Source organism: Pandoraea nosoerga, assembly GCF_902459585.1.
GTDB lineage: Bacteria > Pseudomonadota > Gammaproteobacteria > Burkholderiales > Burkholderiaceae > Pandoraea > Pandoraea nosoerga.
The window spans coordinates 155,624-177,469 of sequence record NZ_CABPSC010000001.1 but is presented as its reverse complement, the minus strand read 5'-3'; the positions used below and the strand labels follow the sequence as shown (position 1 = coordinate 177,469).

Genomic DNA, 21,846 nt, shown 5'->3' with positions numbered 1-21,846 from the left:
GTGCTCAGGTAAGTGCTTCGGCAAGTGTCTCGGTGAGCGCTCCGGGGCTGCGCCTCAAGCGTTGCCAAGCACCTTGGCGATGCTGTCCGCCACGACCGCCACGTTCTTCTCGTTCAGGCCGGCCACGCACATGCGGCCCGAGCGGATCAGGTACACGCCGTGCTGCTCGCGCAGCACATCGACCTGCGCGGACGACAGACCCGTGTAGGTGAACATGCCGCGCTGCTCCAGATAGCGCGAGAGCATGGTCTCGGGCACGCGGCCGCGCAGACCTTCGTGGATCGCGCCGCGCATGCGGGTGATGCGCTGACACATCTGCGAGAGCTCGTCTTCCCACGACTTGCGCAGTTCCGGCGTGCCGAGCACCTTCGCGACGATTTTTGCGCCGTGCGTCGGCGGGTTGCTGTAGTTCGAGCGCACCGCGCTCGTCAGTTGGCCCAGCACGCGCTCGGCCGCCTCGGCCGATTCGCAGATGACCGACAGGCCGCCGCAGCGCTCGCCGTACAGCGAGAAGTTCTTCGAGAACGAGTTGGCGACGAAGGCCGGCAGGCCACGACGCGCGAGCTCGCGGATGACGAACGCGTCCGCGTCGATGCCCGAGCCGAAGCCCTGATAGGCCATGTCGACGAACGGCAGCAGTTCGCGCTTGCCGAGCACCTCGATGAGCTGTACCCACTGTGCATCGTTCAGGTCCACGCCCGTGGGGTTGTGGCAGCACGCATGCAGCAGCACCACGCTGCGCGCCGGCAGCTTGTCGATGGCGTCGACCATGGCTTCGAACTGCAGGCCGCCGGTCGCCTCGTCGTAATACGGGTACGTATTTACCGTGAAGCCGGCTCGCTCGAAGATGAAGCGGTGGTTGTCCCACGTCGGATCGCTCACCCACACCTGCGAGTCCGGGAAGTAGCGCTTGATGAAGTCGGCGCCGACCTTCAGGGCGCCCGAGCCGCCGAGCGTCTGAACCGTGGCGATGCGGCCGTCGGCGCGCGCGGGCGAATCTTCCCCGAAGACGAGGCCCTGCACCACGTCGCGATAGTTGGCGAAACCCGCCATCGGCAGATAAGGCTTCGGGCCGACTTCGGCGAGCAGCAGCGCTTCGGCCTCGCGCACGGCCTGCATGACCGGCAGACGGCCATCGTCGTCGTAATAGATGCCGATGCTCAGGTTGACCTTGTTGGCACGCGGATCCTTCGCGAAGTTCTCGTTGAGCGAGAGGATCGGATCGCCGGGGTAGGCATCGATATGTTCGAACATGGCAGTTCCTGGAATAACGAGAGAAAGTCGGTGCGGCGGCCCCGCGGGCCCGCGGAGCGGGTCGCCCGGCGCAATGCCGATGGCGCCAAACGACTGATGATACCGCTAGTGTGGCGTTGCCGGGTATGCCCGGGCGTGGGCGGCCGGCCACCGGCCGACCGGTCAGCCGGCGCGTTGGGTGCGTTGCGCGTTATCCCGGGCGCGCGGCCCGGGACACGGCCTCAGCGCGTGACGCCGGCCGGCACCGGCACGGCGCCGTGCTTCGTGCGAAGGCGGTAGCCCACGCCCAGCACGAGCAGCCACACCGGGATCAGATACACGGAAATGCGCAGATCCGGGATCAGGTACATCACGACCAGGATGCCGGCGAGAAAGGCCAGGCACAGGTAGTTCGTGAGCGGATAGGCGACGCTCCGGAACGAGGTCGTCTCGCCGGCGCGCGCCTTGGCGCGGCGGAACGCGAGGTGGATCACGCTGATCATCGCCCAGTTGATGATGAGTGCCGAGACGACGAGGCCCATCAGCAGTTCGAACGCCTTGCCGGGCATGAAGTAGTTGATCACCACGCACACGGCCGTGGCCGCGGCGGAGACGCCCAGCGCCACGAGTGGAATGCCGCGGGCGTTGACCTTGAGCAGCGCGCGCGGCGCGTTGCCCTGACCGGCCAGACCGTAGAGCATGCGGCTGTTGCAGTACACGCCGCTGTTGTAGACGGACAGCGCGGCGGTGAGCACCACGGCGTTGAGCACGTTCGCGACGAAGTTGCTGTTGAGCTCGTGGAAGATCAGCACGAACGGGCTGCCGCCGGTCGCGACCTTCTCCCACGGGTACAGCGAGAGCAGCACGCCGAGCGCACCCACGTAGAAAATCAGAATGCGGTAGATGACCTGATTGGTCGCACGCGGGATGGTGCGCGACGGATCGTCCGCCTCTGCCGCCGTGATGCCGACCAGCTCCAGGCCGCCGAACGAGAACATGATGACGGCCATCGCCATGACGAGCCCGGACATGCCGTTCGGGAAGAAGCCGCCGTGCTGCCACAGGTTGGCCACGCTCGCCTCGGGGCCGGCGTTGCCGGAGAGCAGCAGGTAGCCGCCGAAGCCGATCATGCCGACGATGGCCGCGACCTTGATGATGGCGAACCAGAATTCCATCTCGCCGTAGGACTTCACGCTCGTGAGGTTGATGGCGTTGATGATGCCGAAGCACACGAGCGCCGAGACCCATGTCGGAATCGCGGGCCACCAGTACTGCACGTAGATGCCGACAGCCGAGAGCTCGGCCATCGACACGAGCACGTAGAGCACCCAGTAGTTCCAGCCCGATACGAAGCCGGCGAACTGACCGCAGTATTTGTTGGCGAAGTAACTGAACGAGCCGGCGACCGGTTCGTCGACCACCATCTCGCCCAACTGGCGCATGATGAAGAAGGCGACGACGCCCGCGATGGCGTAGCCGAGCAGAACGGAGGGGCCGGCGGTCTTGATGGTTTGGGCGATGCCGAGAAAGAGGCCGGTGCCGATCGCGCCGCCAAGCGCGATCAATTGGATGTGACGATTCTTCAGGCCGCGGTGGAGCGACCCTTCTTGTGCTGCGTTGCGGGACATGTCTGTTCCTTACCCGAGGGTCCGCGAACAGACCCTCCTTCCTTGCCAAGCGGCGCGCTTCTCTGTTTTCGCCCTGTACGAGCGAACCGGAACCGTTGAGCCGCCACGGCGCGGCGCTCGTGACGCCGCCGCCGTGTCCTTTGGGATCCCCGCTCGCCGGCGAGGATCATGTGCCGGCGCACAGGCCGCCGGTTGTCTCCCCAGGACTCAGACCTTGAGCGTGCCGCGCTCGATCTGGTCGCGCTCGAGCGATTCGAACAGCGCCTTGAAGTTGCCTTCGCCGAAGCCGTCGTCGCCTTCACGCTGGATGAACTCGAAGAACACCGGGCCGAGCAGCGTCTTCGAGAAGATCTGCAGCAGCAGGCGCGGCTTGCCGCCTTCGGTCGTGCCGTCGAGCAGGATGCCGCGCGACTTGAGCTCGCCGACCGGCTGGCCGTGGCCCGGCAGACGGGTCTCGAGCGCGTCGTAGTAGAAGTCGTTCGGTGCGCTCATGAGTTCGACACCGGCCATTTGCAGGTTGTCGATGACCTCGATCAGGTTGTCCGTGAGGAATGCAATGTGCTGAATCCCTTCGCCGTTGAAGGCCATCAGGAATTCCTCGATCTGGCCGCTGCCCTTGGCCGATTCCTCGTTCAGGGGAATGCGGATTTTACCATCGGGGGCGGTCATGGCCTTCGACGTGAGGCCCGTGTACTCGCCGGAGATGTCGAAGTAGCGGATCTCGCGGAAGTTGAACAGCTTCTCGTAGAAATTGGCCCAGTACGCCATGCGGCCGCGGTAGACGTTGTGCGTGAGGTGATCGATCAGGCGCAGACCGTGACCGAGCGGATGGCGATCCACGCCTTCGATGTATTCGAAGTCGATGTCATAGATCGACTTGCCTTCCTCGAAACGGTCGATCAGATACAGCGGCGCGCCGCCGATGCCCTTGATCGCGGGCAGACGCAGCTCCATCGGACCGGTGGCGATCTCGACAGGCTGGGCGCCCAGTTCGAGCGCGCGCGCGTAGGCCTTGTGCGAATCCTTCACGCGGAACGCCATGCCGCACGCGCTCGGGCCGTGCTCGGCCGCGAAGTAGGCGGCTTCGCTGTTCGGCTCGCGGTTGACGATGAAGTTGATGTCGCCCTGGCGGTAGAGCAGCACGTCCTTCGAGCGGTGACGTGCGACGAGCGAAAAGCCCATCTTCTCGAAAATCGGTTCGAGCACGTTCGGCGTGGGCGAGGCGAATTCCACGAATTCGAAGCCCATCAGTTGCATCGGGTTGTCAAAAAGGTCGGCCATGATCGTCTCGGCTCAATGAGTTTGTGAGGTGGTGAATTCGTTGGACGCATTGCACTGCCCGGCGGTTTGGCGCCGAAGCGCTTGGGTATGGGCGCGGAGGGTGCAACAAAATTGTGGTTTGCTGACCGATGGGTCGGGAAATGGCTTTCCCGCCGTTCCGTGCGACGAAACTCGCCTGTCTGCGGCTCGCGCGAGCGCGTTTGCGACCGTTTACGGCGCCCAGTGTAAGTGGTGCGTCGCAAAATAGGATTTCGTTACGAACACAGGCAAACCCTAGGTTGTGCATTAATATTTCTCCATATCGATATGTGGAGAAATTAAGATGCACAACATCGAGATCGATCGGATCGACGTCCGGTTGCTCGGCATTTTGCAGTCGAACGGGCGGATTTCCAACCTCGAGCTGGCCGAGGCGATCAAGCTTTCGCCGGCGCAGACGCTGCGGCGCCACCGGCGGCTCGAGGAGATGGGCGTGATCAAGGGTTACGACACGCGGCTCGACGCGCAGCGTCTTGGCTTTAGCGTCGTGGCCTTCGTTCACGTGACGATGGAGCGCGGACACATTCGCGACCTGTCGAACTTCAAGGGCCTCGTCGCCGAACTCGCGCAGATTCAGGAATGTTTTTCGGTGACGGGGGACATCGACTACGTGCTCAAGGTCGTGGCGCGCGACCTCAAGGCGCTGTCCGAATTCCTGCTCGACACGCTCATGCGCATTCCCGGCGTGAGCGCGGTGAAGTCGAGCGTCTGCCTCGACGAAATCAAATGCACCTCCGCCGTGCCGCTCTCGGCCTGAGCCCCGGCGCCGCCCTGGCGGGCACGGCGCTCAGGGGCGCTCGCGCGTGGCGCTCCAGGCGAGCCCCACCGCCAGCGCGACGAGTGCGCAGCCGACCCACGGCGTGAGCGCGAGCGCACCGGCGCCCACCAGCGCACCGCCGACGCCCGCGCCGAGCGCCACGCCCACGTGCATGGCGGCGACGTTCACGCCCACGTTGGCGTCGGCATCGTGCGGCGCCACGCGGATCAGATGGTTCTGCACCACCGGCGAAATCGACCACGAGAGCGAGCCCCACACCATCATCGCGGCCAGCAACAACAGGACGGGCAGGGCGCCTGCTGCCGCCCCGACGCCCATGGCGGCAAGCGGCACGCACGCCATCGCGGCGAGAAACAGCGCCGGACAGCCGCGCAGCGAGCGCATCGGCCCGGCCCGGTCCGCAGCCCATCCGCCAAGCCATGCGCCGCCCACGCCGGCCACGCCGAACGCAAGAAACCACAGGCTCATTTCGCCGGCTGACGGCGCGACGACCGACTGGAGATATGGCGCGAGGTAAGCGAACAGCGTGAAGTGCCCACCGAGCATCGCGATCGTCACGCCCTGCGCGGCAAGGCGTCGCGGCTGGCAAAGCGCCCGCACATACGCGCGCAGGGTGAGCGCCGCGGGCGGCGTGCGAGCCGGCAACACCCGCCACAGCACGAAGACGAGCGGCGCGCTCGCGAGTCCGATGGCGGCAAACACGCTGCGCCAGCCCGCCCAGTGTTCGAGCGTCATGCCCAGCGGCACGCCGAGCACCAGCGACGCGCTGATTCCCATGAAGATCATGCCGACGGCGCGCCCGTGATAGTCCGGCGGCGTGATTTCCGCGGCCAGGCGTGAGCACAGCAGCACAATGGTGGCGCAACTCGCCGCCATGGCGATGCGCGCGGCGAACAGCGCCGCATAACCCGGTGCGCCCGCAGCAGCGAGGTTGCTCGCGCTGAAGATCGCGATCGCCGCGAGGAGGGCGCGACGGCGTTCGAAGCGCGATAGCCACGCGGCCATGACGAACGCCCAGAGCGCGAATACGGCCGAGAAGACCGTCGTGAGCTGCCCGGCGGAGGCCGTCGATACGCCGAGGCCCGCCGAGAGCGCCGGAAGTATGCCGGTGCAGATGTTCTCGGCAATGCCGGCGAGAAACACCGTCAGCGCGAGCCATCCGACCTGCGCGGCGCCGCGCGGCCGGGGCGAGGAGGGCGCCGCGTCCGCGGCGACCCTGTTGTCGTGGGCGATGGGCGCGCTCGATGCGCCGGCGGCGCACGAGGCAGGAGGGGATGAGGCGCGCACGGATGCCACAGCAGTCTCCGATGTCGTGACATGTCCCGCACGACACCGGGATTGGCGCCGACGGCTGAGCATGTCGATCCGTCGGGTTTCGAGGCTGAGCTTCGGTTATCCCATAGGCTCACACCATATCGAAGACATCGCCGCGCCGCAACCTGAGAAGTGGGGTCAGGGGCAGGGCAGGGGGCAGGCCGTCCGTCGCGAGATCCACGAGGCGACACATCATGGTTGACAGGTTCCGAAAATCTGTGCTTTCATGTGCCACATGATCACCGCGCAATTCACCCTCTCGCTACGACTACTAGCCCGCTCCACCGGGCTTGGTCCGTTGCTGCGCGCGTGCATCGTCTGAATTCCTCACTGAAGCACCGCTGATTTTCCCCAGTTACGCCGACCTGAGCCCCGGTTCATCCAACCGGAGGTCGTAGCTGCTTTGCGCTCATGCGTCGTCCGGTTGCCACTTTTGCCGACAATCGAGACAACGCCATGCTGAAGAACCCTGCCACGAAATACCGCCCGTTCACGCCGGTCAACATTGCGGACCGACAATGGCCGAGCCGCACCATCACGCGCGCGCCGATCTGGATGAGCACCGATCTGCGCGACGGCAACCAGGCCCTGTTCGAGCCGATGGACGCCCAGCGCAAGATGCGTATGTTCAAGACGCTCGTGGCCATCGGTTTCAAGGAAATCGAAGTGGCGTTCCCGTCGGCGTCCGACACCGACTTCAACTTCGTTCGCGAACTGATCGAAGGCGGCCATATTCCCGAGGACGTCACCATCGAAGTCCTCACGCAAGCTCGCGACGACCTCATCGAGCGCACCTTCGCGGCGCTCAAGGGCGCGCCCCGGGCCATCGTTCACCTGTACAACGCCACGGCTCCGGAATTCCGGCGCATTGTCTTCAACCTCGATCAGCCGGGCGTGAAGGCGCTCGCCGTGGCTGCCGCCAGGACGATCAAGCGCTGTGCGGACGCCGCGCCCGAGACGCAATGGACGCTGCAATACAGCCCGGAGACGTTTACCGGCACGGAGCTCGAGTTTGCCAAGGAAGTGTGCGATGCCGTTTTCGACGTCTGGCAGCCCACGCCCGAGCGCAAGTGCATCGTCAACCTGCCGGCCACGGTGGAAATCGGTACGCCGAACTATTACGCCGATCAGATCGAATGGATGCACCGTAATCTGGCGCGCCGCGATTCGCTGATCCTGTCCGTGCACCCGCACAACGACCGCGGCACCGCGGTCGCGGCGGCCGAGCTGGCCGTCATGGCCGGCGCCGATCGCATCGAAGGCTGCCTGTTCGGCAACGGCGAGCGCACCGGCAACGTCGACCTCGTCACGCTGGCGCTGAACCTCTACACCCAAGGCGTGGATCCGGGGCTCGACTTCTCGAACATCAACGACATCGCGCGCACGGCCGAGGCATGCACGCAACTGCCCGTGCATCCGCGCCATCCTTACGTGGGCGATCTGGTCTTCACCGCGTTCTCGGGCTCGCACCAGGACGCCATCAAGAAGGGCCTCGCCGCGCAGCAGCCGGACGCGATCTGGGAAGTGCCGTACCTGCCCATCGATCCGAGCGACCTCGGTCGCACCTACGACTCGATCATTCGTGTGAACAGCCAGTCGGGCAAGGGCGGCATCGCCTATCTGCTCGAGCAGTCATACGGCGTGCAGATGCCGCGCCGCCTGCAAGTCGATTTCAGCTCGGCCGTGCAGCGCTATACCGACGAGACGGGCGCCGAAGTCACGGCGGCACAGATCTGGCAATTGTTCCAGGGCGAATACGTGAGGTCGCACGAGCCCGTCGCCTACGTCGGCCATACGCTCTCCGAGCGCGAAGGTCGTCAGCACATCGCCGTGACCGTCGACATCCATGGCCAGCGCACGACGGTCTCGGGCACCGGCAACGGTCCGCTGGACGCCCTGATGAACGCGATGCGCACGCCGGTGCGCGTGCAGCACTACGAAGAGCGGGCGCTCACGCAGGGCGCCGACGCCCGCGCCATCGCCATTGCCGAAATGGCGGGCGAGGCGATCGTGGGCAGCGCCTTCGGCGTGGGGATCGACGCGAATCTGACGACGGCTTCGATCCGCGCGGTCATCAGCGGTATCAACCGCGCCTATGCGCGCAGCGATGCCGACGCCCGGGCCGGGTTCTTCGACGCCGTGATGCGCGACGTGGCCAAGGCCGTCTGAGCCGGCCGGTGAGCGAAACGAGCACCTGAGCTCGCTCAAGCGCGACACGCGAGCGGCCACGCAAGCGGCTGTGAAAGCCGCTGTGAAAGCCAACACTTCAGGCGGGAAAGGAAGGAGACATGGGGCAGACGCGACCCGCGCGGCACTGATCGTGCCGGCGGGCGCCCGGAGCGGCGCGGCGGCACTTATCCAGTGCGGCGCGTTTCGCCCCGGCCCCGCAACGCAAGCAGTGAGATGGGCGGCGCTGCCGCGTCACACTGCTTCGATGGCGATAGCGATGCCTTGGCCGACCCCAATGCACATCGTACACAGCGCAAAGCGACCACCCGTGCGCTTGAGCTGATACGTCGCCGTCGTGACCAGACGTGCGCCGCTCATGCCGAGCGGATGGCCCAGCGCAATGGCGCCGCCGTTCGGATTGACGCGCAAGTCGTCGTCGGCCACGCCGAGCTGACGCAGCACGGCCAGGCCCTGGCTCGCGAACGCTTCGTTCAGTTCGATGACATCGAACTGATCGAGCGACATACCGAGCCGTGCGAGCAGTTTCGTCGTTGCGGGAGCCGGACCGATGCCCATGATGCGCGGTGCCACCCCTGCCGTCGCCATGCCCAGAATCCGGGCGCGCGGCGTCAGGCCAAAGCGCGCCGCACTCGCCTCGTCTGCCAGCAGCAGAGCGCAGGCGCCGTCGTTGACGCCAGAAGCGTTACCGGCGGTCACGGTCCCATCAGGGCGTACCACGCCCTTGAGTCTGGCAAGCGCTTCCAAGCTCGTCGCGCGCGGGTGTTCGTCGCGATCCACGACGATCGCCTCGCCTTTCTTCTGAGCGATCGACACCGGCGTGATCTCTTCGGCCAGCGTGCCGCTCGCCTGCGCACGCGCCGCCTTGTCCTGCGAGCGCATCGCGAAGCGATCCTGGTCCTCGCGGCTGATGCCGAACTCGGTCGCCACGTTCTCGCCCGTCTCGGGCATCGAATCCACACCGTACTGCGCCTTCAGGAGCGGATTGACGAAACGCCAGCCGATGGTCGTATCGAAAATCTCGGCCTGACGCGAAAACGCGCTCGCCGCCTTGCCCATCACGAACGGAGCGCGGCTCATGCTCTCCACGCCGCCGGCGATCATGAGGCCCGCTTCGCCGGCCTTGATGGCGCGTGCGGCGGTGCCGATGGCGTCCATGCCCGAGCCGCACAGGCGGTTGATCGTCGCGCCCGGCACGTCTTGCGGCAGACCGGCGAGAAGCGACGACATGCGCGCCACGTTGCGGTTGTCTTCGCCGGCCTGGTTCGCGCAGCCGAAGATCACGTCGTCGACCTGCGTCCAGTCGACGTTCGGGTTGCGCGCCATGAGCGCCTTGAGCGGGATCGCGCCGAGGTCGTCGGCGCGCACGGACGACAGCGCGCCGCCGTAGCGGCCGATCGGGGTGCGTATGGCGTCGCAGATGAAAACTTCACTCATGTTCTCTACCTCAATGGAATTCGCCGGCGCACGTGAGGCGAGGGCCCCGGCGATGGTGTCGTTCTGTGGCGTTTCGGTCGCGTGTCAGGCAATGGCCGGCGAGGGCAGCAGCGCGACACCGGTGAGTCGCTGCAGCTCGTCGAACGTGAGGCCGTCGACCCTATCGACGACACGCAGGCCCTCGGGGGTCACGTCGAGCACGGCGAGGTCCGTGTAGATGCGCGTGACGCAGCCCACGCCGGTGAGCGGATACGTGCACTTGTCCACGATCTTGCTCTCCCCCTGTTTGGTGAGATGCTCCATCATCACGAACACCTGCTTCGCCCCGCTCGCGAGGTCCATGGCGCCGCCCACGGCCGGAATCGCATCGGGGGCGCCCGTGTGCCAGTTGGCAAGGTCGCCGGTGACGGAGACCTGAAACGCGCCCAGCACGCAGAAGTCGAGGTGACCGCCGCGCATCATCGCGAACGAGTCGGCATGGTGGAAGAACGCGCCGCCGGGTTTGAGCGTGACGGGCTGCTTGCCCGCGTTGATGAGGTCTTCGTCCTCCTCGCCCTTGGCCGGGGCCGGGCCCATGCCGATCACACCGTTCTCGCTCTGGAGAATGATCTCGCGATCGGCGGGCAGATGATTGGCGACGGCCGTGGGCAGGCCGATACCGAGGTTCACGTAGGCGCCGTCGGGAATGTCCCGGGCGACGCGGGCGGCCATCTGGTCGCGGGTCAGTCGGTTCACATTGCTCATGGAGTGCTCCGGTTCGGATGGGGCTCAGGCGCGCGCGGCGCCAGGCACCGCAACGATGCGTTGGACAAAGATGCCCGGTGTGACCACGGCTTCCGGATCGAGATCGCCCAGCTCGACGACCTCGCTCACCTGCGCGATGGCGCACTTCGCCGCGGTGGCCATGATCGGGCCGAAGTTGCGGGCGGTCTTGCGATACACGAGATTGCCCCAGCGGTCGCCCTTGAGCGCCTTGATCAGCGCGAAGTCGGCGTGAATCGGCGATTCGAGCACATACGGCTTGCCGTCGATCACGCGCGTTTCCTTGCCTTCGGCGAGCAGCGTGCCGTAGCCCGTCGGGGTGAAGAAGCCGCCGATGCCGGCGCCCGCGGCGCGAATGCGCTCGGCAAGGTTGCCCTGCGGCACCAGTTCCAGCTCGATCTTGCCCGCGCGATAGAGCGCGTCGAACACCTGCGAGTCCGTCTGACGCGGGAACGAGCAGATGATCTTGCGCACGCGGCCCGCCTTGAGCAGCGCGGCCAGGCCCGTCTCGCCGTTGCCGGCGTTGTTGTTGACGATGGTCAGCTCGCGCGCGCCCTGATCGATCAGCGCGTCGATGAGCGCCGAGGGCATGCCGGCGTTGCCGAAGCCGCCAATCATGACCGTCGCGCCGTCGTGGACGTCGGCGACCGCGTTGGCGAGCGAATCGTAAATCTTGTTGATCACACGTGCCTCCTGGGCATCTCCATCGGGCGAAAGGCTCGCGGCCGAGCGCCCCCTGTTGGCTGTCTCCCGGCGATGGCGTCTTGTCAGGCGGCATCGTCTGGTTCACAATGTTCTTTATGCGAACAAATATTCGCTATGAGAACAACAGCAGTCAGCGTAACCCTCGGGGTGTCGGCCGTCAAGCGACGCCGGCCCCAGTGGCCTCGCCATACCTCGCGCGCCCGCCCGGCGCGAGGACGGGAGGATGCGAGGATGCGAGGATGCGAGGGCGTTGTGCGGGGCTTGCCGTGTGCCGCGCGGTGGAACAGACAGCGCAAATCCATTACGCTTGCCGTTCGCGCCTCCGATGTCGCCGCGCCCGGATGGCCGCAGCGGTACGGGAGCGCTGTCCGGCGTCCCGTTCAACGAAGTTCTCGAAGAAGCCACACATGACTCCAGTGCCGAACGACGCCAGCGAACCGACCGACAAGAAGCCGGGCGACTCCTATGTCCAGTCGTTCGCGCGTGGACTGGCGGTGGTCAAGGCGTTCAATGCCGCGCGTCCGGCGCAGACGCTCTCCGAAGTCGCGCAGGCCTCCGGCCTCACGCGCGCGGGCGCGCGCCGCATTCTGCTCACACTCGAATCGCTCGGCTACGTGCGCAGCGAAGGGCGGTTGTTCCGTCTCACGCCGCGCATTCTCGATCTCGGCTTCTCCTATCTGACGTCGATGCCGCTGTGGAATCTGGCCGAGCCGTTCATGGAAGCGCTGGTCCAGCAGGTGCAGGAGAGCAGTTCCGCCTCCGTGCTCGACGGCGACGACATCGTCTACGTGCTTCGCGTGCCGGTACGCAAGGTGATGTCCATCAACCTGTCCATCGGCAGCCGCCTGCCGGCGTGGTGCACGTCGATGGGCCGCGTGATGCTCGCCGCGCTGCCCGACGACGAACTCGACGCCGCGCTTGGCCGCGCCGACATCCGCGCGCATACCGACCGCACGGTGACGGACGTCGATGTGCTGCGCGAGCGCATTCGCGCTGTGCGCTCGCAGGGCTGGGCGCTCGTGGATCAGGAACTCGAGGAAGGACTGATTTCGATCGCCGCGCCGATTCGCAACCGCGCCGGGCAGGTCATTGCGGCGATGAACGTGAGCGGACAGGCCAATCGCACGTCTGCCGCCGAGATGGAAGCGAAGTTCCTGGGGCCGCTGCAGCAGGCCGCGCGGAAGATCTCGCAGATGGTGGTCGTGTAGGCGAGGCGCCGCTGGCCGGACGCCCCGCTTTTTCCCCGGCTGCGCCCGGGTTTCGCCGCGATGCGGTTCAGTGCGCCGGTGTACCCAGCGCGCCGGCTCGCGCCAGACGAATCGCGCAGAGCAGCGTGTCGTGATCGCCGATCTGGTTGGCGAGCAACAGAATCAGCTGCGCGTTGGCGGCCTGGCTCTGCGCGTCGTTCAGATCGCGGTGCATGTCGATCAACGCTTCGTAGAAGTCGTCCGGTCGCGTGAGCCGCGCTTGCGTGTCGAGTGTCATTTGAATGTCTCCTGCCTGTTCGATGCCGTGAGCGGTGTTCGCGCGCGCTATGCGGCGCATGGCATTGGCGCCGCTTCCGGGGCCGTGCGGCCGAGGGCGCGCTCGCGTGCGGCGGCAATGGCCGCACCGTCGATCGTGCGCCAGCGCGCGCATACGTGCTGGTCCGGACGGACGAGGTACACGGTGCCCGGCGCGGCGTCGTAGCGTTGCGCGGCCAGTCCCTGCACGTCGTGCCACACGTTGCGCTCGCCGTGTGCGCCGTCGTCCGCGTGAGCGTCCGGCGTCACGAACACCGGCACGACCGGCACGTCGTCGTTAGCGAGCGCGTCGAGTGCGGCCAGCGCGCTCGCGTCGAGCGACGCCGGCGTGCCGAAGACCAGCGCCACGAAGCGGCCGCCCAGCCGGGGCAGCAGCCAGCCGTCCTGCCCCTCGCGAGAGAGCGGTGCATCGACGCACGCGGCGCCCGGCACCATGCGGCCGGCGAACGCGTCGCGATCGGGTGTATTCAGCGTGGACGCGTGCAGCACGGCCGGCACCGACAATCGTCCGCTGTTGACCAGTTGCCGCGCGAACGCATGGTCGCGGGCCAGTGTCAGCACCGCGTCGCGGAACACGCGCGAGACCGCGCTTTTCGGCGTGATGAAATCGGTCGAGCGCGTGGAGTTGCGGATATTCTCGTCGGCGGCGAATTCGCGCTCGCGTGCGTAGGTGTCGAGCAGTGCATCGGGGGCGCGGCCGGCGAGCACGAGCGCGAGTTTCCACGCCAGGTTCTCGGCGTCCTGCACGCCGCTGTTCGCGCCGCGCGCGCCGAACGGCGACACGCCGTGCGCAGAGTCGCCGGCAAACAGTACGTGCCCGTGGCGGAACTCGTCCATGCGCAGGCATGAGAACGTGTAGACGCTCACCCACTCCAGCGTGAACTTCGCGTCGGGGCCCAGCAACGCCTGCACGCGCGGAATCACGCGCTCCGGCGCCTTCTCGGCCACCGGGTCGGCATCCCAGCCCAGTTGGAAGTCGATGCGCCACACGTCGTCCGGCTGACGATGGAGCAGCACCGACTGGTTCGGATGGAACGGCGGGTCGAACCAGAACCAGCGCTCGGCCGGGAAGTCTGCCGTCATCTTCACATCGGCGATGAGAAACCGGTCCTTGAACGTGCGGCCGTGGCTGTCCACGCCAATGAGCTTGCGCACGGGGCTGCGCGAACCGTCGCACGCGACGACGTAGCGTGCGCTCGTCCGGTATTCGCCGTCGGGCGTCTGCACCGTAAGCGTGACGCTCGCATCGGCCGATCCGGGCGTGCCCTGCTGCACGAGCCCGACGACCTTGTTCTTCCAGCGGATCTCGATGTTGGGCAACTGCTGCGCGCGCTCGAACAGATACCCTTCGACGTAATACTGCTGAAGGTTGATGAACGCCGGGCGGTGGTGTCCGGGCTCGGGCAGCAGATCGAAGTTGTAGACCTCCTGATCGCGCAGGAATACGCGGCCAACGTTCCAGCACACGCCTTTTTGCACCATGCGCTCGCCACAGCCGAGCCGGTCGAAGATGTCGAGCGTGCGCTTGGCGAAGCAGATCGCACGCGAGCCTGTCGAGAGCGTGCAGTCGTCGTCGAGCACGATCACGGGCACACCCTGTTGCGCGAGATCGATGGCCGTGGCGAGGCCGACCGGGCCGGCCCCGACGACGATGACCGGATGTGTGGCGCTTGCGTGGCCGCCGGACTGCTCGGCGCATGGCCGGTAATCGAACGTGAGGCGCTGGTAATCGATGCTGCTCATGCAATGTCTCCATCGTCGGCCTATCGCCGGCGCGTCGTCGCGCCAGCGCAGGCCGCCTTCTACTTTCTGCTTTCTAATGTCTTGCCTGGCTTGCCGACGGCGCGCGGTCCTTTGCGCGCGCCGCTTCCTGTCCCCTTCCGCTTCCTTCCTGCCGGCCTTCTGCCCCCCTTTCTGCCGGCGGATGCCGGGGACCGGCGATCAGTCCTGCAGCGCGGCCCACATTTCCTTGTCGCGCTGCGCCGTCCAGATACGCGGATGCGTAATGCCGCTCGCTTCGTCGAACGCGCGCGTCACGTCGAACGGCAGGCAGTGCTCGTAGATGAACACATGGCCGAACTTCGGGTCCATCTTGCTGCGCGTGAGCGCCATTGCGCCCTTCAGGTCGAGCTTCTGCGCGACGGCCTGCTTGCCGGCTTCGAACAGCGTCGTCACGAAGTCCTTCGTGTATGCGAGACCCTTGGCAACCTCCTCCGGCGTGGTGAGCGCAGGCCCCCGGCCCGGCACGAGCTTCTCGGGCCCGAGGGCCGCAAGGGCGTCGAGCGTGGCGGGCCATTCGGCGAGCTGCGCGTCGCCGGTGTAGCAGGCGGCGTCGTACTCGACGAGGTCGCCCGAGAACAGCACCTTCTGCGACGGCAGCCACACCACCGTGTCGCCCTTCGTGTGACCCGAGCCGAGGTGCGCGATCTTCACTTCGAGCTTGCCGAGGAAAAGCGTGATTTCCTTCTCGAACACGAGCGTCGGCCAGGTCAGGCCCGGCACGGTCTCGACCCCGGCGAACAGGCGCGGGAAACGCTCGATCTCCGACTTCATGTCCGCCTCGCCGCGCTCGACGATCATCTCGTAGGTGCCGCGGCTCGCAATGATCTGCTGCGCGCCCTCGGCGAAATAGGCAGAGGCGCCGAGCACGCGCACGGCGTGATAGTGCGAAAGGACCACGTACTTGATGGGTTTGTCCGTGATCGTGCGGATCTTGGCGATCAGGTCCTGCGCCATGGCCGGCGTGGCCGTGGTGTCGACGATCATCACGCCGTCGTCGCCAATGATGACGCCCGAGTTCGGATCGCCCTCGGCGGTGTACGCCCAGGCGTTCTCCGACAGTTGGGTGAAGGTGACCTTCTTGGCTTCCAGGTCGGCTTGCGAAGCGAATGCTTTGGCCATGCTTGTCTCTCTCTTGTCTCGTCTGCGGGGAAGGTGCTGCTTGATGGGGGCATCTTACGAAAGCCGTTAAATATTTGTCAATGACAAATCTTATTGTTATTTGCTAATGTGACGGCGTGTGCGATGCGTGCGTACTTGGACGCGGGTAAACCCTCGGAAAAATCGCCCAGAGGGTTCGGATCGCCGACTTGTTTAGAATCTAGGCCATTTTCTTTTGGGGGGCTCCCCCCACGACGGCATGAACCGAATTCCGATGGACGGCACCTCCGACGCGAGTCCGCAGCGCGCCTCGCGCGGCGTGCAGAGCGTGGACGTCGCCGCACGCGTGCTGCAGGCGCTGGCGCAGGCGCGCCGGCCGCTGGGGCCGGGCGACCTCGCCGCACTCGCCGGGCTGCCCCCCGCGCAGGCGCATCCTTATCTGGTAAGCCTCACGCGGCTCGGCCTGCTCAAGCGCGACCCGATGTCGGGCGACTACGCGCCGGGGCCCATGGCGTTGCGACTCGCCCTCCTGCATCTGGAGAACGACCCCGCATATCGGGCGGCGGTGCCGCGCGCGGTCGCGTTCGCGCGCGAGACCGGCTTCTGCGTGGCGCTCAGTACGTTGGCGCCGCAGGGGCCGCTCGTCGTGTATTTCGAGCGCGCGGCGTTCCCGCTGCATGTGAATCTGCACGTGGGGTCGGTCATGTCGCTCACGACCACCTCGACCGGACGCGCCTTTTGCGCGTTCACGCCCCAGACGCAATGGCCGCAGGCCTGGCACGAGCAGATGCCGGCCGACGCGCCGGCGCGCGCGTCGTTCGAGGCGTTGCTCGAGGAGACGCGCACGCACGGCATGTCGCGCAGCGTGAACACGCCGAGTCCGTCGGTGAGCAGCCTGTGCGCGCCGGTGTTCGATGCGAGCGGCCGGCTGCGCCTCGCGCTCACGGCCATCGGTCCGACGGCGGCGCTCGACGTTGCGTGGGACGGGGCCGCCGCCAACGCGTTGCGCGCGACGGCGGCCGCCACCGCCGCGCAGGTCGACGCGGGCGCGGCAGATCGCGAGGTGAGCGCATGAGCGCGACGCGACAACGCACGAACGCCGGCAACGTGACGTCGAGCCCGGACGAGGCGGCATCGACCGGGCAGGCCGCGAAGCCGCAACGCGGCATTCAGGCGCTCGAGAGCACCGGCGCGCTGCTGGAGGCGCTCGCGGCGGCGGGGCGCCCGCTGCCGCTCAACGCCCTGGCGCGCGAGGCGGGCATGTCGCCGGCCAAGGCGCATCCGCATCTTGTCAGCCTGCAGCGCGCCGGACTGCTCTCGCGCGACGCCGGCGGCAATTTCGAGGCGGGAACGCTGAGCCTCGAACTGGGGCTGATGGCGTTGCAACGGCTCTCTCCCACCGGTGAGGCCGAGCCCGAAATTCTGGCGCTCGCGCAGGCGACCGGGCTGTCGGCGGCGATGGCCGTACTCGGGCCGGTCGGCCCGACGGTGGTTCGTCTGGAGGAAGCGATGCGCCCGCAGCACGTGAGCTTGCGCATCGGCACGGTGCTCTCGCTCGTCAATACGGCAATCGGCCGGACGTTTGCCGCCTTCTTGCCGGCGGCGGTGCTCGAGGGCCTGCTTGCGCAGGAGTCCGTAAGAATGGCAGGCCTCGGCGCGGAAGGGCGTGCCGCCACGCCGCCCGCGGACTACGCCGATCGCCTCGCTGCCATTCGCGCGCAGCTATTCGATACGGCGTTGAGCAATCCGGTGCCCGGCATCGACACGGTCGCCGTGCCGGTGTTCGATCACACGGCAGAGGTGACGCTGGTGCTCGCGCTCATGGGGTCGGCGGGCAGCTTCGAGACGGCCCTCGATGCGGCGCCCGCGCAGGCGCTGCTCGCCGCGGCGCGCCGGCTGTCGTGGCGGTTCGGCGCCATCGGCCGCACGCACGGCGTGGTCGGTGTGATGGGCGCGGCCCGCTAGGCGCACGGTGGGGCGCGGCGGTATTGTCGCGGTAGTGCTGCGGTAGTGCGGCGGCGGGGAGCGTTCGTTGCGCGCGACGTATTTGCGCCACGGTTCCGGACGCGTTTGGGCGATGCCGGAAACGCACGGTAAGATGGGCGGCATCGACGCCGTCCCGTCACCCCGTCACCCTGTAGCCCTGTAGCCCTGTAGCCCCGTCAATCTGTCACTCGACCTGCCGCCATGACGCCTGCCATGACCCGCATGATGACGCGTGAGCCCGTTCGCCTTGCCCGCCCGCTTTCTTCCCCCATGGCTGCCCGGCGTGCGTGCGGCAATGGCGGGCGTTGGCGCGCGTGTCTGGCCGCGCTGACCATTGCCGGCGTTCTGAGCGCATGCACGACGGGCGCGCCCCCGTCGCCGGGACAGGCGAAGCCGACCGAATCGGCGGGGCGTATCGACGGCATGCCCGTGGACTGGACGCTCGTCTCCACGGTGATCGTGAGTCGCCACGGCGTGCGATCGCCCACCCATGCCCATCCCCCGCTGGACAAGCTGAGCCCCGATGCGTGGCCGGGCTGGCCCGTGCCGGCTGGCTATCTCACCGCCCGGGGCGGTTCGCTCGCCGAGCGCATTGGGCGGTACTACGGCGACTGGTTGCGCGCGCGACGCGTGCTTCCCGACAATGCGTGCCCCGCACCGGGCACTGTCTACGGGTGGGCGGACATCGACCAGCGCACGCGGGAGACGGGCAACGCGCTGCTGCAGGGCATGGCGCCGGGCTGCGACATGCGCACCTCGCACCAGGCCGATCTCACCACCTACGACGCCGTGTTCCAGCCGGTGGCGGCCGGCGACTGCCCGCTCGATCCAGGCGCCGCGCGCGGTGCGATCGAGGCGCGTCTCGCGCCCGGCGGCGTTGCGGGACTGAACACACGCTATGCCGCCACGATCGCCCGCGTGGGCGAAGTCCTCGACTACGGGCGCAGCCCCGCCTGCGGCGCATCGGGCGGATGCAAGCTCGAAGATGTGCCGACGCGCTTGCGCGTGGAAAGCGATGGCAGCGGCGTCGCGTTGCGCGGCGGGCTGGGCAGCGCGGCGAAGGCGTCCGAAGTGTTTCTCCTGCAATACGCCGAAGGTCTGCCGCAGAACGACGTCGCATGGGGACGCATCCGCGACGAACAGGACTGGGCGCGGTTGCTCGAAGCCCATAACGCGCAGCGCGACTTGCTCAACCGCACGCCATATCTTGCCGCGACGAACGGCACGCCGCTGCTCGCCGTCGTGCTCGATGCGCTCGCTCGCGCGCAGATGCAAACGGGGGCCCCGCCGGCCGCGCCCGTGCGGGGGCCGGTACTGCCTGTCGGCAATCGCGTCTACGTCCTCACGGGCCACGACACCAACGTCGCGAATCTCGCGGGCATGCTCAAGCTCGACTGGCAACTGTCCGATCAGCCGGACAATACGCCGCCCGATGGCGCGCTGGTGTTCACGTTGTGGCGCAACCCGGCGGGCGAGGCGTTTGTGCGCGTCGAGTTCGTTTACCAGTCGATGCACCAGTTGCGGCATCTCAGCGCGCTCTCGCTCGACGAACCGGCCAGGCGAATCACGATCGCCGTTCCCGAATGCAACGCCGGTTCCGACGGCAAGAGCTGCCGCTGGCAGGACTTCTCGCAGCGGGCCAGGGCGGCACTGTCCCCGGCGTGCCTCGACGGCGTGCGCTGAGCCGGGCGAATCCGTAAGTACGCCGTCTCGTGCGGCGCCGACCGGGGTTTCACCTGTTGCACCGGCGCGCGCTGACCCGCAGGCTTCAGGGCCGCTTTCCGCCCGACGGCCGAGCGGCGCGCGAAGGCCGCGCTGCGGACTCAGTGAATCGCCAGTGCGTTCGCCTGCGCGTTGGCGGCGCCGGCCGCCACGTTCACGCCGATGTTGCCCGAGGCCCCCATTAGCGCGCGCTCGCCGAGCGCTGCGCTGCTGGCGCCGGCAATCGCCGCGGCACTGCGAACCACCTGACGGGTGTCGACGCTCACTTGCGAGGCGGCCGCCTGCACGATCTGGTTCGACTGCACGTTGAGCGCGCCCGCGGCGACGTTCACGCCGAAGTTGCCGTGCGCGCTGCGCAGGGCGTCGGCGCCGAGCGCCGCGACGGGACTGCCGCGAAACACCGCGTCACCGGTGACGGTCTGGCGGGTGGAGAGCCGGGCGGCGGAGGGGGTGGCCAAGGCCGTGGCGCCGACCGCAGCCAGCACGAGGGAACCCAGCAGGGCAAGTCGCGGCATGTTTGTCTTCCCCAGAATGTCCGTTGGGACAGATACCTGGATATCGGCGCCAGAGGCGCTTGGGTTGAATGAGTTTTCGCGTGCGCGTCCGGACCGGACAGTCCTGGCTTTGCCCCTGCACCGGAACGAGCGGCGTCACCGAAATGCAGCGGGGCCGATTCTTCCGCGCTGCGGCGCGAATTCTCGCACGGCGGCGCGAGCTTCGCACCCATGCACGACCGCCGACGTCCCGCTATCGACCGCCCTCTGTCGCCCTCCGTCGCCCGCCCTCTTTCGCCCTCTTTCGCCCTCTTTCGCCCTCGACGCGCGAGCCTACGCCGGTTCTCCCGCCCGCCCGGCCAATCCCGCGGTATTCTCGTGCGAGCGCGCCGCGGCTTGCTGCTGCACCGTGGCCGACTTCCTGTGGTCGATCAGCAACACGGCAACGACCGCAATGACGGCGGGAATGGCGATTGCCATAAAGTTCTGCTGCAACGGGAGCTGTAGGCTCACGAGCACGCCGATGACGATGGGCGCCAGAATCGCGCCGCTGCGACCCACGCCGGAGGCCCAGCCGATGCCCGTGCCGCGTGCGGCCATCGGATAGAACTGACCGGCATAGGCGTATGTCACGATCTGCGTGCCGATCGTGGATGCACCGGCGAGGCCGACCAGCACGAAGAGCGCCGGCGTGGGCACTTTCACGCCGAGCAGCGTGATGGACGCGGCCGCAAGTGCGTACATGCCCACGAGCACGTATTTGATGTTGAAGCGATCGGCGAGCCAGCCGCCGCCGATGGCGCCGAGCATGGCACCGAAGTTCAGCACGAGCACGAACGTGAGGGCCGAGCCGAGGCTGTAGCCGGCGCCGGCCATCAGCTTCGCGAGCCACGAGCTGAGTGCATACACCATGAACAGGCACATGAAGAACGCCACCCACAGCATGATCGTGGAGAAGCCCCGGCCGTCCTGGAACAGACGCGAGAGCGGTGCAGCCGGCTTGCGCTCGCCCGACGCCTGCGCGAACTGATCGCCCGGCTGCGCCGCGTAGGCGGGCGCGAGGCGTGCAAGCACCTGCTTGAGCGTATCGACGCGACCCGTGCGGATGAGATACGGCATCGACTCGGGCAGCGCCTTCATCGCGAACGGCACGAGCAGCGCGGGCAATCCCGCCGCAAGGAAAACGGACTGCCAGCCATAGGTCTCGATCAGACCCTTGCCGAGCAGCGCGGCGAGCATGCCGCCGACGGAGTAGCCCGAGAACATCAGGGTGACGAGCGTGCCGCGCAGACGGCGCGGCGAGTATTCGGTCATCTGCGCGACCACGATCGGCATCACGCCGCCGATGCCCACGCCGGCGAGAAAGCGCGTCGCCGAGAAGCTGACCGGCTCATGCGTCAGCCCGGCCGCGGCGGTAAACAGCGAGAACATCAGCACGCAGATGGCAATGGCCTTGCGGCGGCCGATGCTGTCGGCGACCATGCCCATCACGATCGCGCCGAACATCATGCCGAAGAGCGCGGCGCTGACCATGAAGCCGGCGCTCGTGGCGTCCACGTTCATTGCCTTCATGATCGAGGGCAGGGCGATGCCCGCCACCGCGAGGTCGTAGCCGTCGAAGATGATGATGAGCGCGCACCAGAGCAGGATGCGGCCGTGATAGCCGTTAAAGCGCGCTTCGTCGGCCAGATGATGCACATCGATGTGTCGCATGCGTTGTCTCCATAACGATTCGCCCTCCGTCGAAACGCGGAGAGTCTTTGTCTTGACCGACGCAAGCGGCACCTGGCCGGACCGCACCGGCCCGGCCGGAGCCGACGCCAATGCAGCCAACCGCCGATTCGAGGACCGAATGGCGGATTTTTATGAAATATTGT

18 protein-coding genes are annotated in these 21,846 nt (G+C 67.2%); 6 read left to right on the top strand and 12 right to left on the bottom strand.

Translation table 11 applies throughout. From position 1 onward, the window contains the following. Positions 1–54: 54 nt before the first annotated feature. The 3 genes from PNO31109_RS00775 to hppD form a co-directional block, all read right to left on the bottom strand. Positions 55–1,254, bottom strand: a complete 1,200-nt coding sequence (locus PNO31109_RS00775) for an amino acid aminotransferase (RefSeq protein ID WP_150553729.1) — start codon at positions 1,252–1,254, stop codon at positions 55–57. A 221-nt stretch (positions 1,255–1,475) separates the two neighbouring features. Further along, a complete protein-coding gene (locus tag PNO31109_RS00770; protein ID WP_150553728.1) occupies positions 1,476–2,861 on the bottom strand; it encodes an amino acid permease in 1,386 nt (461 codons plus the stop codon). 207 nt (positions 2,862–3,068) lie between these two features. Continuing rightward, positions 3,069–4,142 carry a 4-hydroxyphenylpyruvate dioxygenase gene (gene hppD / locus PNO31109_RS00765; RefSeq protein WP_150553727.1) on the bottom strand — a complete coding sequence of 358 codons (1,074 nt, stop codon included), beginning with the start codon at positions 4,140–4,142 and terminating at the stop codon, positions 3,069–3,071. A gap of 322 nt (positions 4,143–4,464) precedes the next feature. On the opposite strand from hppD, the gene PNO31109_RS00760 reads away from it, so the two are divergent. Then, positions 4,465–4,938 carry an Lrp/AsnC family transcriptional regulator gene (locus PNO31109_RS00760; RefSeq protein WP_150553726.1) on the top strand — a complete coding sequence of 158 codons (474 nt, stop codon included), beginning with the start codon at positions 4,465–4,467 and terminating at the stop codon, positions 4,936–4,938. Between the two features lie 30 nt (positions 4,939–4,968). On the opposite strand, the gene PNO31109_RS00755 is transcribed toward PNO31109_RS00760, so the two are convergent. Then, the gene (locus PNO31109_RS00755; protein ID WP_370749566.1) at positions 4,969–6,255 is read right to left on the bottom strand and encodes an MFS transporter; all 1,287 of its coding nucleotides are present in this window, start codon (positions 6,253–6,255) and stop codon (positions 4,969–4,971) included. A gap of 474 nt (positions 6,256–6,729) precedes the next feature. Here PNO31109_RS00755 and leuA point away from each other — a divergent pair, with 474 nt between their 5' ends. Next, positions 6,730–8,442: a 2-isopropylmalate synthase gene (gene leuA / locus PNO31109_RS00750; protein WP_150553724.1), complete on the top strand. Its 1,713-nt coding sequence runs from the start codon at positions 6,730–6,732 to the stop codon at positions 8,440–8,442. Positions 8,443–8,694: 252 nt separating this feature from the next. Here the strand turns inward: leuA and pcaF are convergent, their stop codons facing one another. The 3 genes from pcaF to PNO31109_RS00735 all read right to left on the bottom strand — a co-directional run bounded on the left by pcaF (position 8,695) and on the right by PNO31109_RS00735 (position 11,343). Beyond that, on the bottom strand, positions 8,695–9,897 hold the full coding sequence (pcaF, locus tag PNO31109_RS00745; protein ID WP_150553723.1) for a 3-oxoadipyl-CoA thiolase: 1,203 nt from the start codon (positions 9,895–9,897) through the stop codon (positions 8,695–8,697). An 84-nt stretch (positions 9,898–9,981) separates the two neighbouring features. Then, on the bottom strand, positions 9,982–10,632 hold the full coding sequence (locus tag PNO31109_RS00740) for a CoA transferase subunit B (protein ID WP_150554148.1): 651 nt from the start codon (positions 10,630–10,632) through the stop codon (positions 9,982–9,984). Positions 10,633–10,665: 33 nt separating this feature from the next. Then, positions 10,666–11,343 (bottom strand): 3-oxoacid CoA-transferase subunit A, encoded by a 678-nt coding sequence (locus PNO31109_RS00735; RefSeq protein WP_150553722.1) that lies wholly within the window; start codon positions 11,341–11,343, stop codon positions 10,666–10,668. Between the two features lie 428 nt (positions 11,344–11,771). Here PNO31109_RS00735 and PNO31109_RS00730 point away from each other — a divergent pair, with 428 nt between their 5' ends. Continuing rightward, entirely contained in the window at positions 11,772–12,572 is an 801-nt protein-coding gene (locus tag PNO31109_RS00730) for an IclR family transcriptional regulator (RefSeq protein WP_150553721.1), read from the top strand. A 67-nt stretch (positions 12,573–12,639) separates the two neighbouring features. Here PNO31109_RS00730 and PNO31109_RS00725 read toward each other — a convergent pair whose 3' ends face one another. The 3 genes from PNO31109_RS00725 to PNO31109_RS00715 form a co-directional block, all read right to left on the bottom strand. Continuing rightward, a complete protein-coding gene (locus PNO31109_RS00725) occupies positions 12,640–12,849 on the bottom strand; it encodes a DUF2783 domain-containing protein (RefSeq protein WP_150553720.1) in 210 nt (69 codons plus the stop codon). Between the two features lie 47 nt (positions 12,850–12,896). Beyond that, positions 12,897–14,630: an FAD-dependent oxidoreductase gene (locus tag PNO31109_RS00720; RefSeq protein ID WP_150553719.1), complete on the bottom strand. Its 1,734-nt coding sequence runs from the start codon at positions 14,628–14,630 to the stop codon at positions 12,897–12,899. A 198-nt stretch (positions 14,631–14,828) separates the two neighbouring features. Beyond that, entirely contained in the window at positions 14,829–15,788 is a 960-nt protein-coding gene (locus PNO31109_RS00715) for an MBL fold metallo-hydrolase (RefSeq protein WP_150553718.1), read from the bottom strand. A gap of 238 nt (positions 15,789–16,026) precedes the next feature. On the opposite strand from PNO31109_RS00715, the gene PNO31109_RS00710 reads away from it, so the two are divergent. The 3 genes from PNO31109_RS00710 (at position 16,027) to PNO31109_RS00700 (ending at position 19,436) form a co-directional block, all read left to right on the top strand. Then, the gene (locus tag PNO31109_RS00710; protein WP_241013725.1) at positions 16,027–16,842 is read left to right on the top strand and encodes an IclR family transcriptional regulator; all 816 of its coding nucleotides are present in this window, start codon (positions 16,027–16,029) and stop codon (positions 16,840–16,842) included. Continuing rightward, positions 16,839–17,732 carry an IclR family transcriptional regulator gene (locus PNO31109_RS00705; protein ID WP_241013726.1) on the top strand — a complete coding sequence of 298 codons (894 nt, stop codon included), beginning with the start codon at positions 16,839–16,841 and terminating at the stop codon, positions 17,730–17,732. Before PNO31109_RS00710 ends, PNO31109_RS00705 begins: the two co-directional genes overlap by 4 nt. A gap of 234 nt (positions 17,733–17,966) precedes the next feature. Next, positions 17,967–19,436 carry a histidine-type phosphatase gene (locus tag PNO31109_RS00700; RefSeq protein WP_150553717.1) on the top strand — a complete coding sequence of 490 codons (1,470 nt, stop codon included), beginning with the start codon at positions 17,967–17,969 and terminating at the stop codon, positions 19,434–19,436. A gap of 140 nt (positions 19,437–19,576) precedes the next feature. Here the strand turns inward: PNO31109_RS00700 and PNO31109_RS00695 are convergent, their stop codons facing one another. Then, entirely contained in the window at positions 19,577–19,990 is a 414-nt protein-coding gene (locus PNO31109_RS00695) for a FapB/FapC family functional amyloid domain-containing protein (RefSeq protein WP_150553716.1), read from the bottom strand. A gap of 312 nt (positions 19,991–20,302) precedes the next feature. Beyond that, positions 20,303–21,682, bottom strand: a complete 1,380-nt coding sequence (locus tag PNO31109_RS00690) for an MFS transporter (protein ID WP_150553715.1) — start codon at positions 21,680–21,682, stop codon at positions 20,303–20,305. Between the last annotated feature and the right edge of the window lie 164 nt (positions 21,683–21,846).

Bases quoted from the DNA above. Each gene is read 5' to 3' on its own strand.
- PNO31109_RS00720 (WP_150553719.1), bottom strand. From the start codon at position 14,630: ATGAGCAGCATCGATTACCAGCGCCTCACGTTCGATTACCGGCCATGC.
- PNO31109_RS00705 (WP_241013726.1), top strand. From the start codon at position 16,839: ATGAGCGCGACGCGACAACGCACGAACGCCGGCAACGTGACGTCGAGC.
- PNO31109_RS00775 (WP_150553729.1), bottom strand. From the start codon at position 1,254: ATGTTCGAACATATCGATGCCTACCCCGGCGATCCGATCCTCTCGCTC.
- leuA (WP_150553724.1), top strand. From the start codon at position 6,730: ATGCTGAAGAACCCTGCCACGAAATACCGCCCGTTCACGCCGGTCAAC.
- PNO31109_RS00730 (WP_150553721.1), top strand. From the start codon at position 11,772: ATGACTCCAGTGCCGAACGACGCCAGCGAACCGACCGACAAGAAGCCG.
- hppD (WP_150553727.1), bottom strand. From the start codon at position 4,142: ATGGCCGACCTTTTTGACAACCCGATGCAACTGATGGGCTTCGAATTC.
- PNO31109_RS00700 (WP_150553717.1), top strand. From the start codon at position 17,967: ATGACCCGCATGATGACGCGTGAGCCCGTTCGCCTTGCCCGCCCGCTT.
- PNO31109_RS00710 (WP_241013725.1), top strand. From the start codon at position 16,027: ATGAACCGAATTCCGATGGACGGCACCTCCGACGCGAGTCCGCAGCGC.
- PNO31109_RS00770 (WP_150553728.1), bottom strand. From the start codon at position 2,861: ATGTCCCGCAACGCAGCACAAGAAGGGTCGCTCCACCGCGGCCTGAAG.
- PNO31109_RS00760 (WP_150553726.1), top strand. From the start codon at position 4,465: ATGCACAACATCGAGATCGATCGGATCGACGTCCGGTTGCTCGGCATT.
- PNO31109_RS00725 (WP_150553720.1), bottom strand. From the start codon at position 12,849: ATGACACTCGACACGCAAGCGCGGCTCACGCGACCGGACGACTTCTAC.
- PNO31109_RS00715 (WP_150553718.1), bottom strand. From the start codon at position 15,788: ATGGCCAAAGCATTCGCTTCGCAAGCCGACCTGGAAGCCAAGAAGGTC.
- PNO31109_RS00695 (WP_150553716.1), bottom strand. From the start codon at position 19,990: ATGCCGCGACTTGCCCTGCTGGGTTCCCTCGTGCTGGCTGCGGTCGGC.
- PNO31109_RS00690 (WP_150553715.1), bottom strand. From the start codon at position 21,682: ATGCGACACATCGATGTGCATCATCTGGCCGACGAAGCGCGCTTTAAC.
- pcaF (WP_150553723.1), bottom strand. From the start codon at position 9,897: ATGAGTGAAGTTTTCATCTGCGACGCCATACGCACCCCGATCGGCCGC.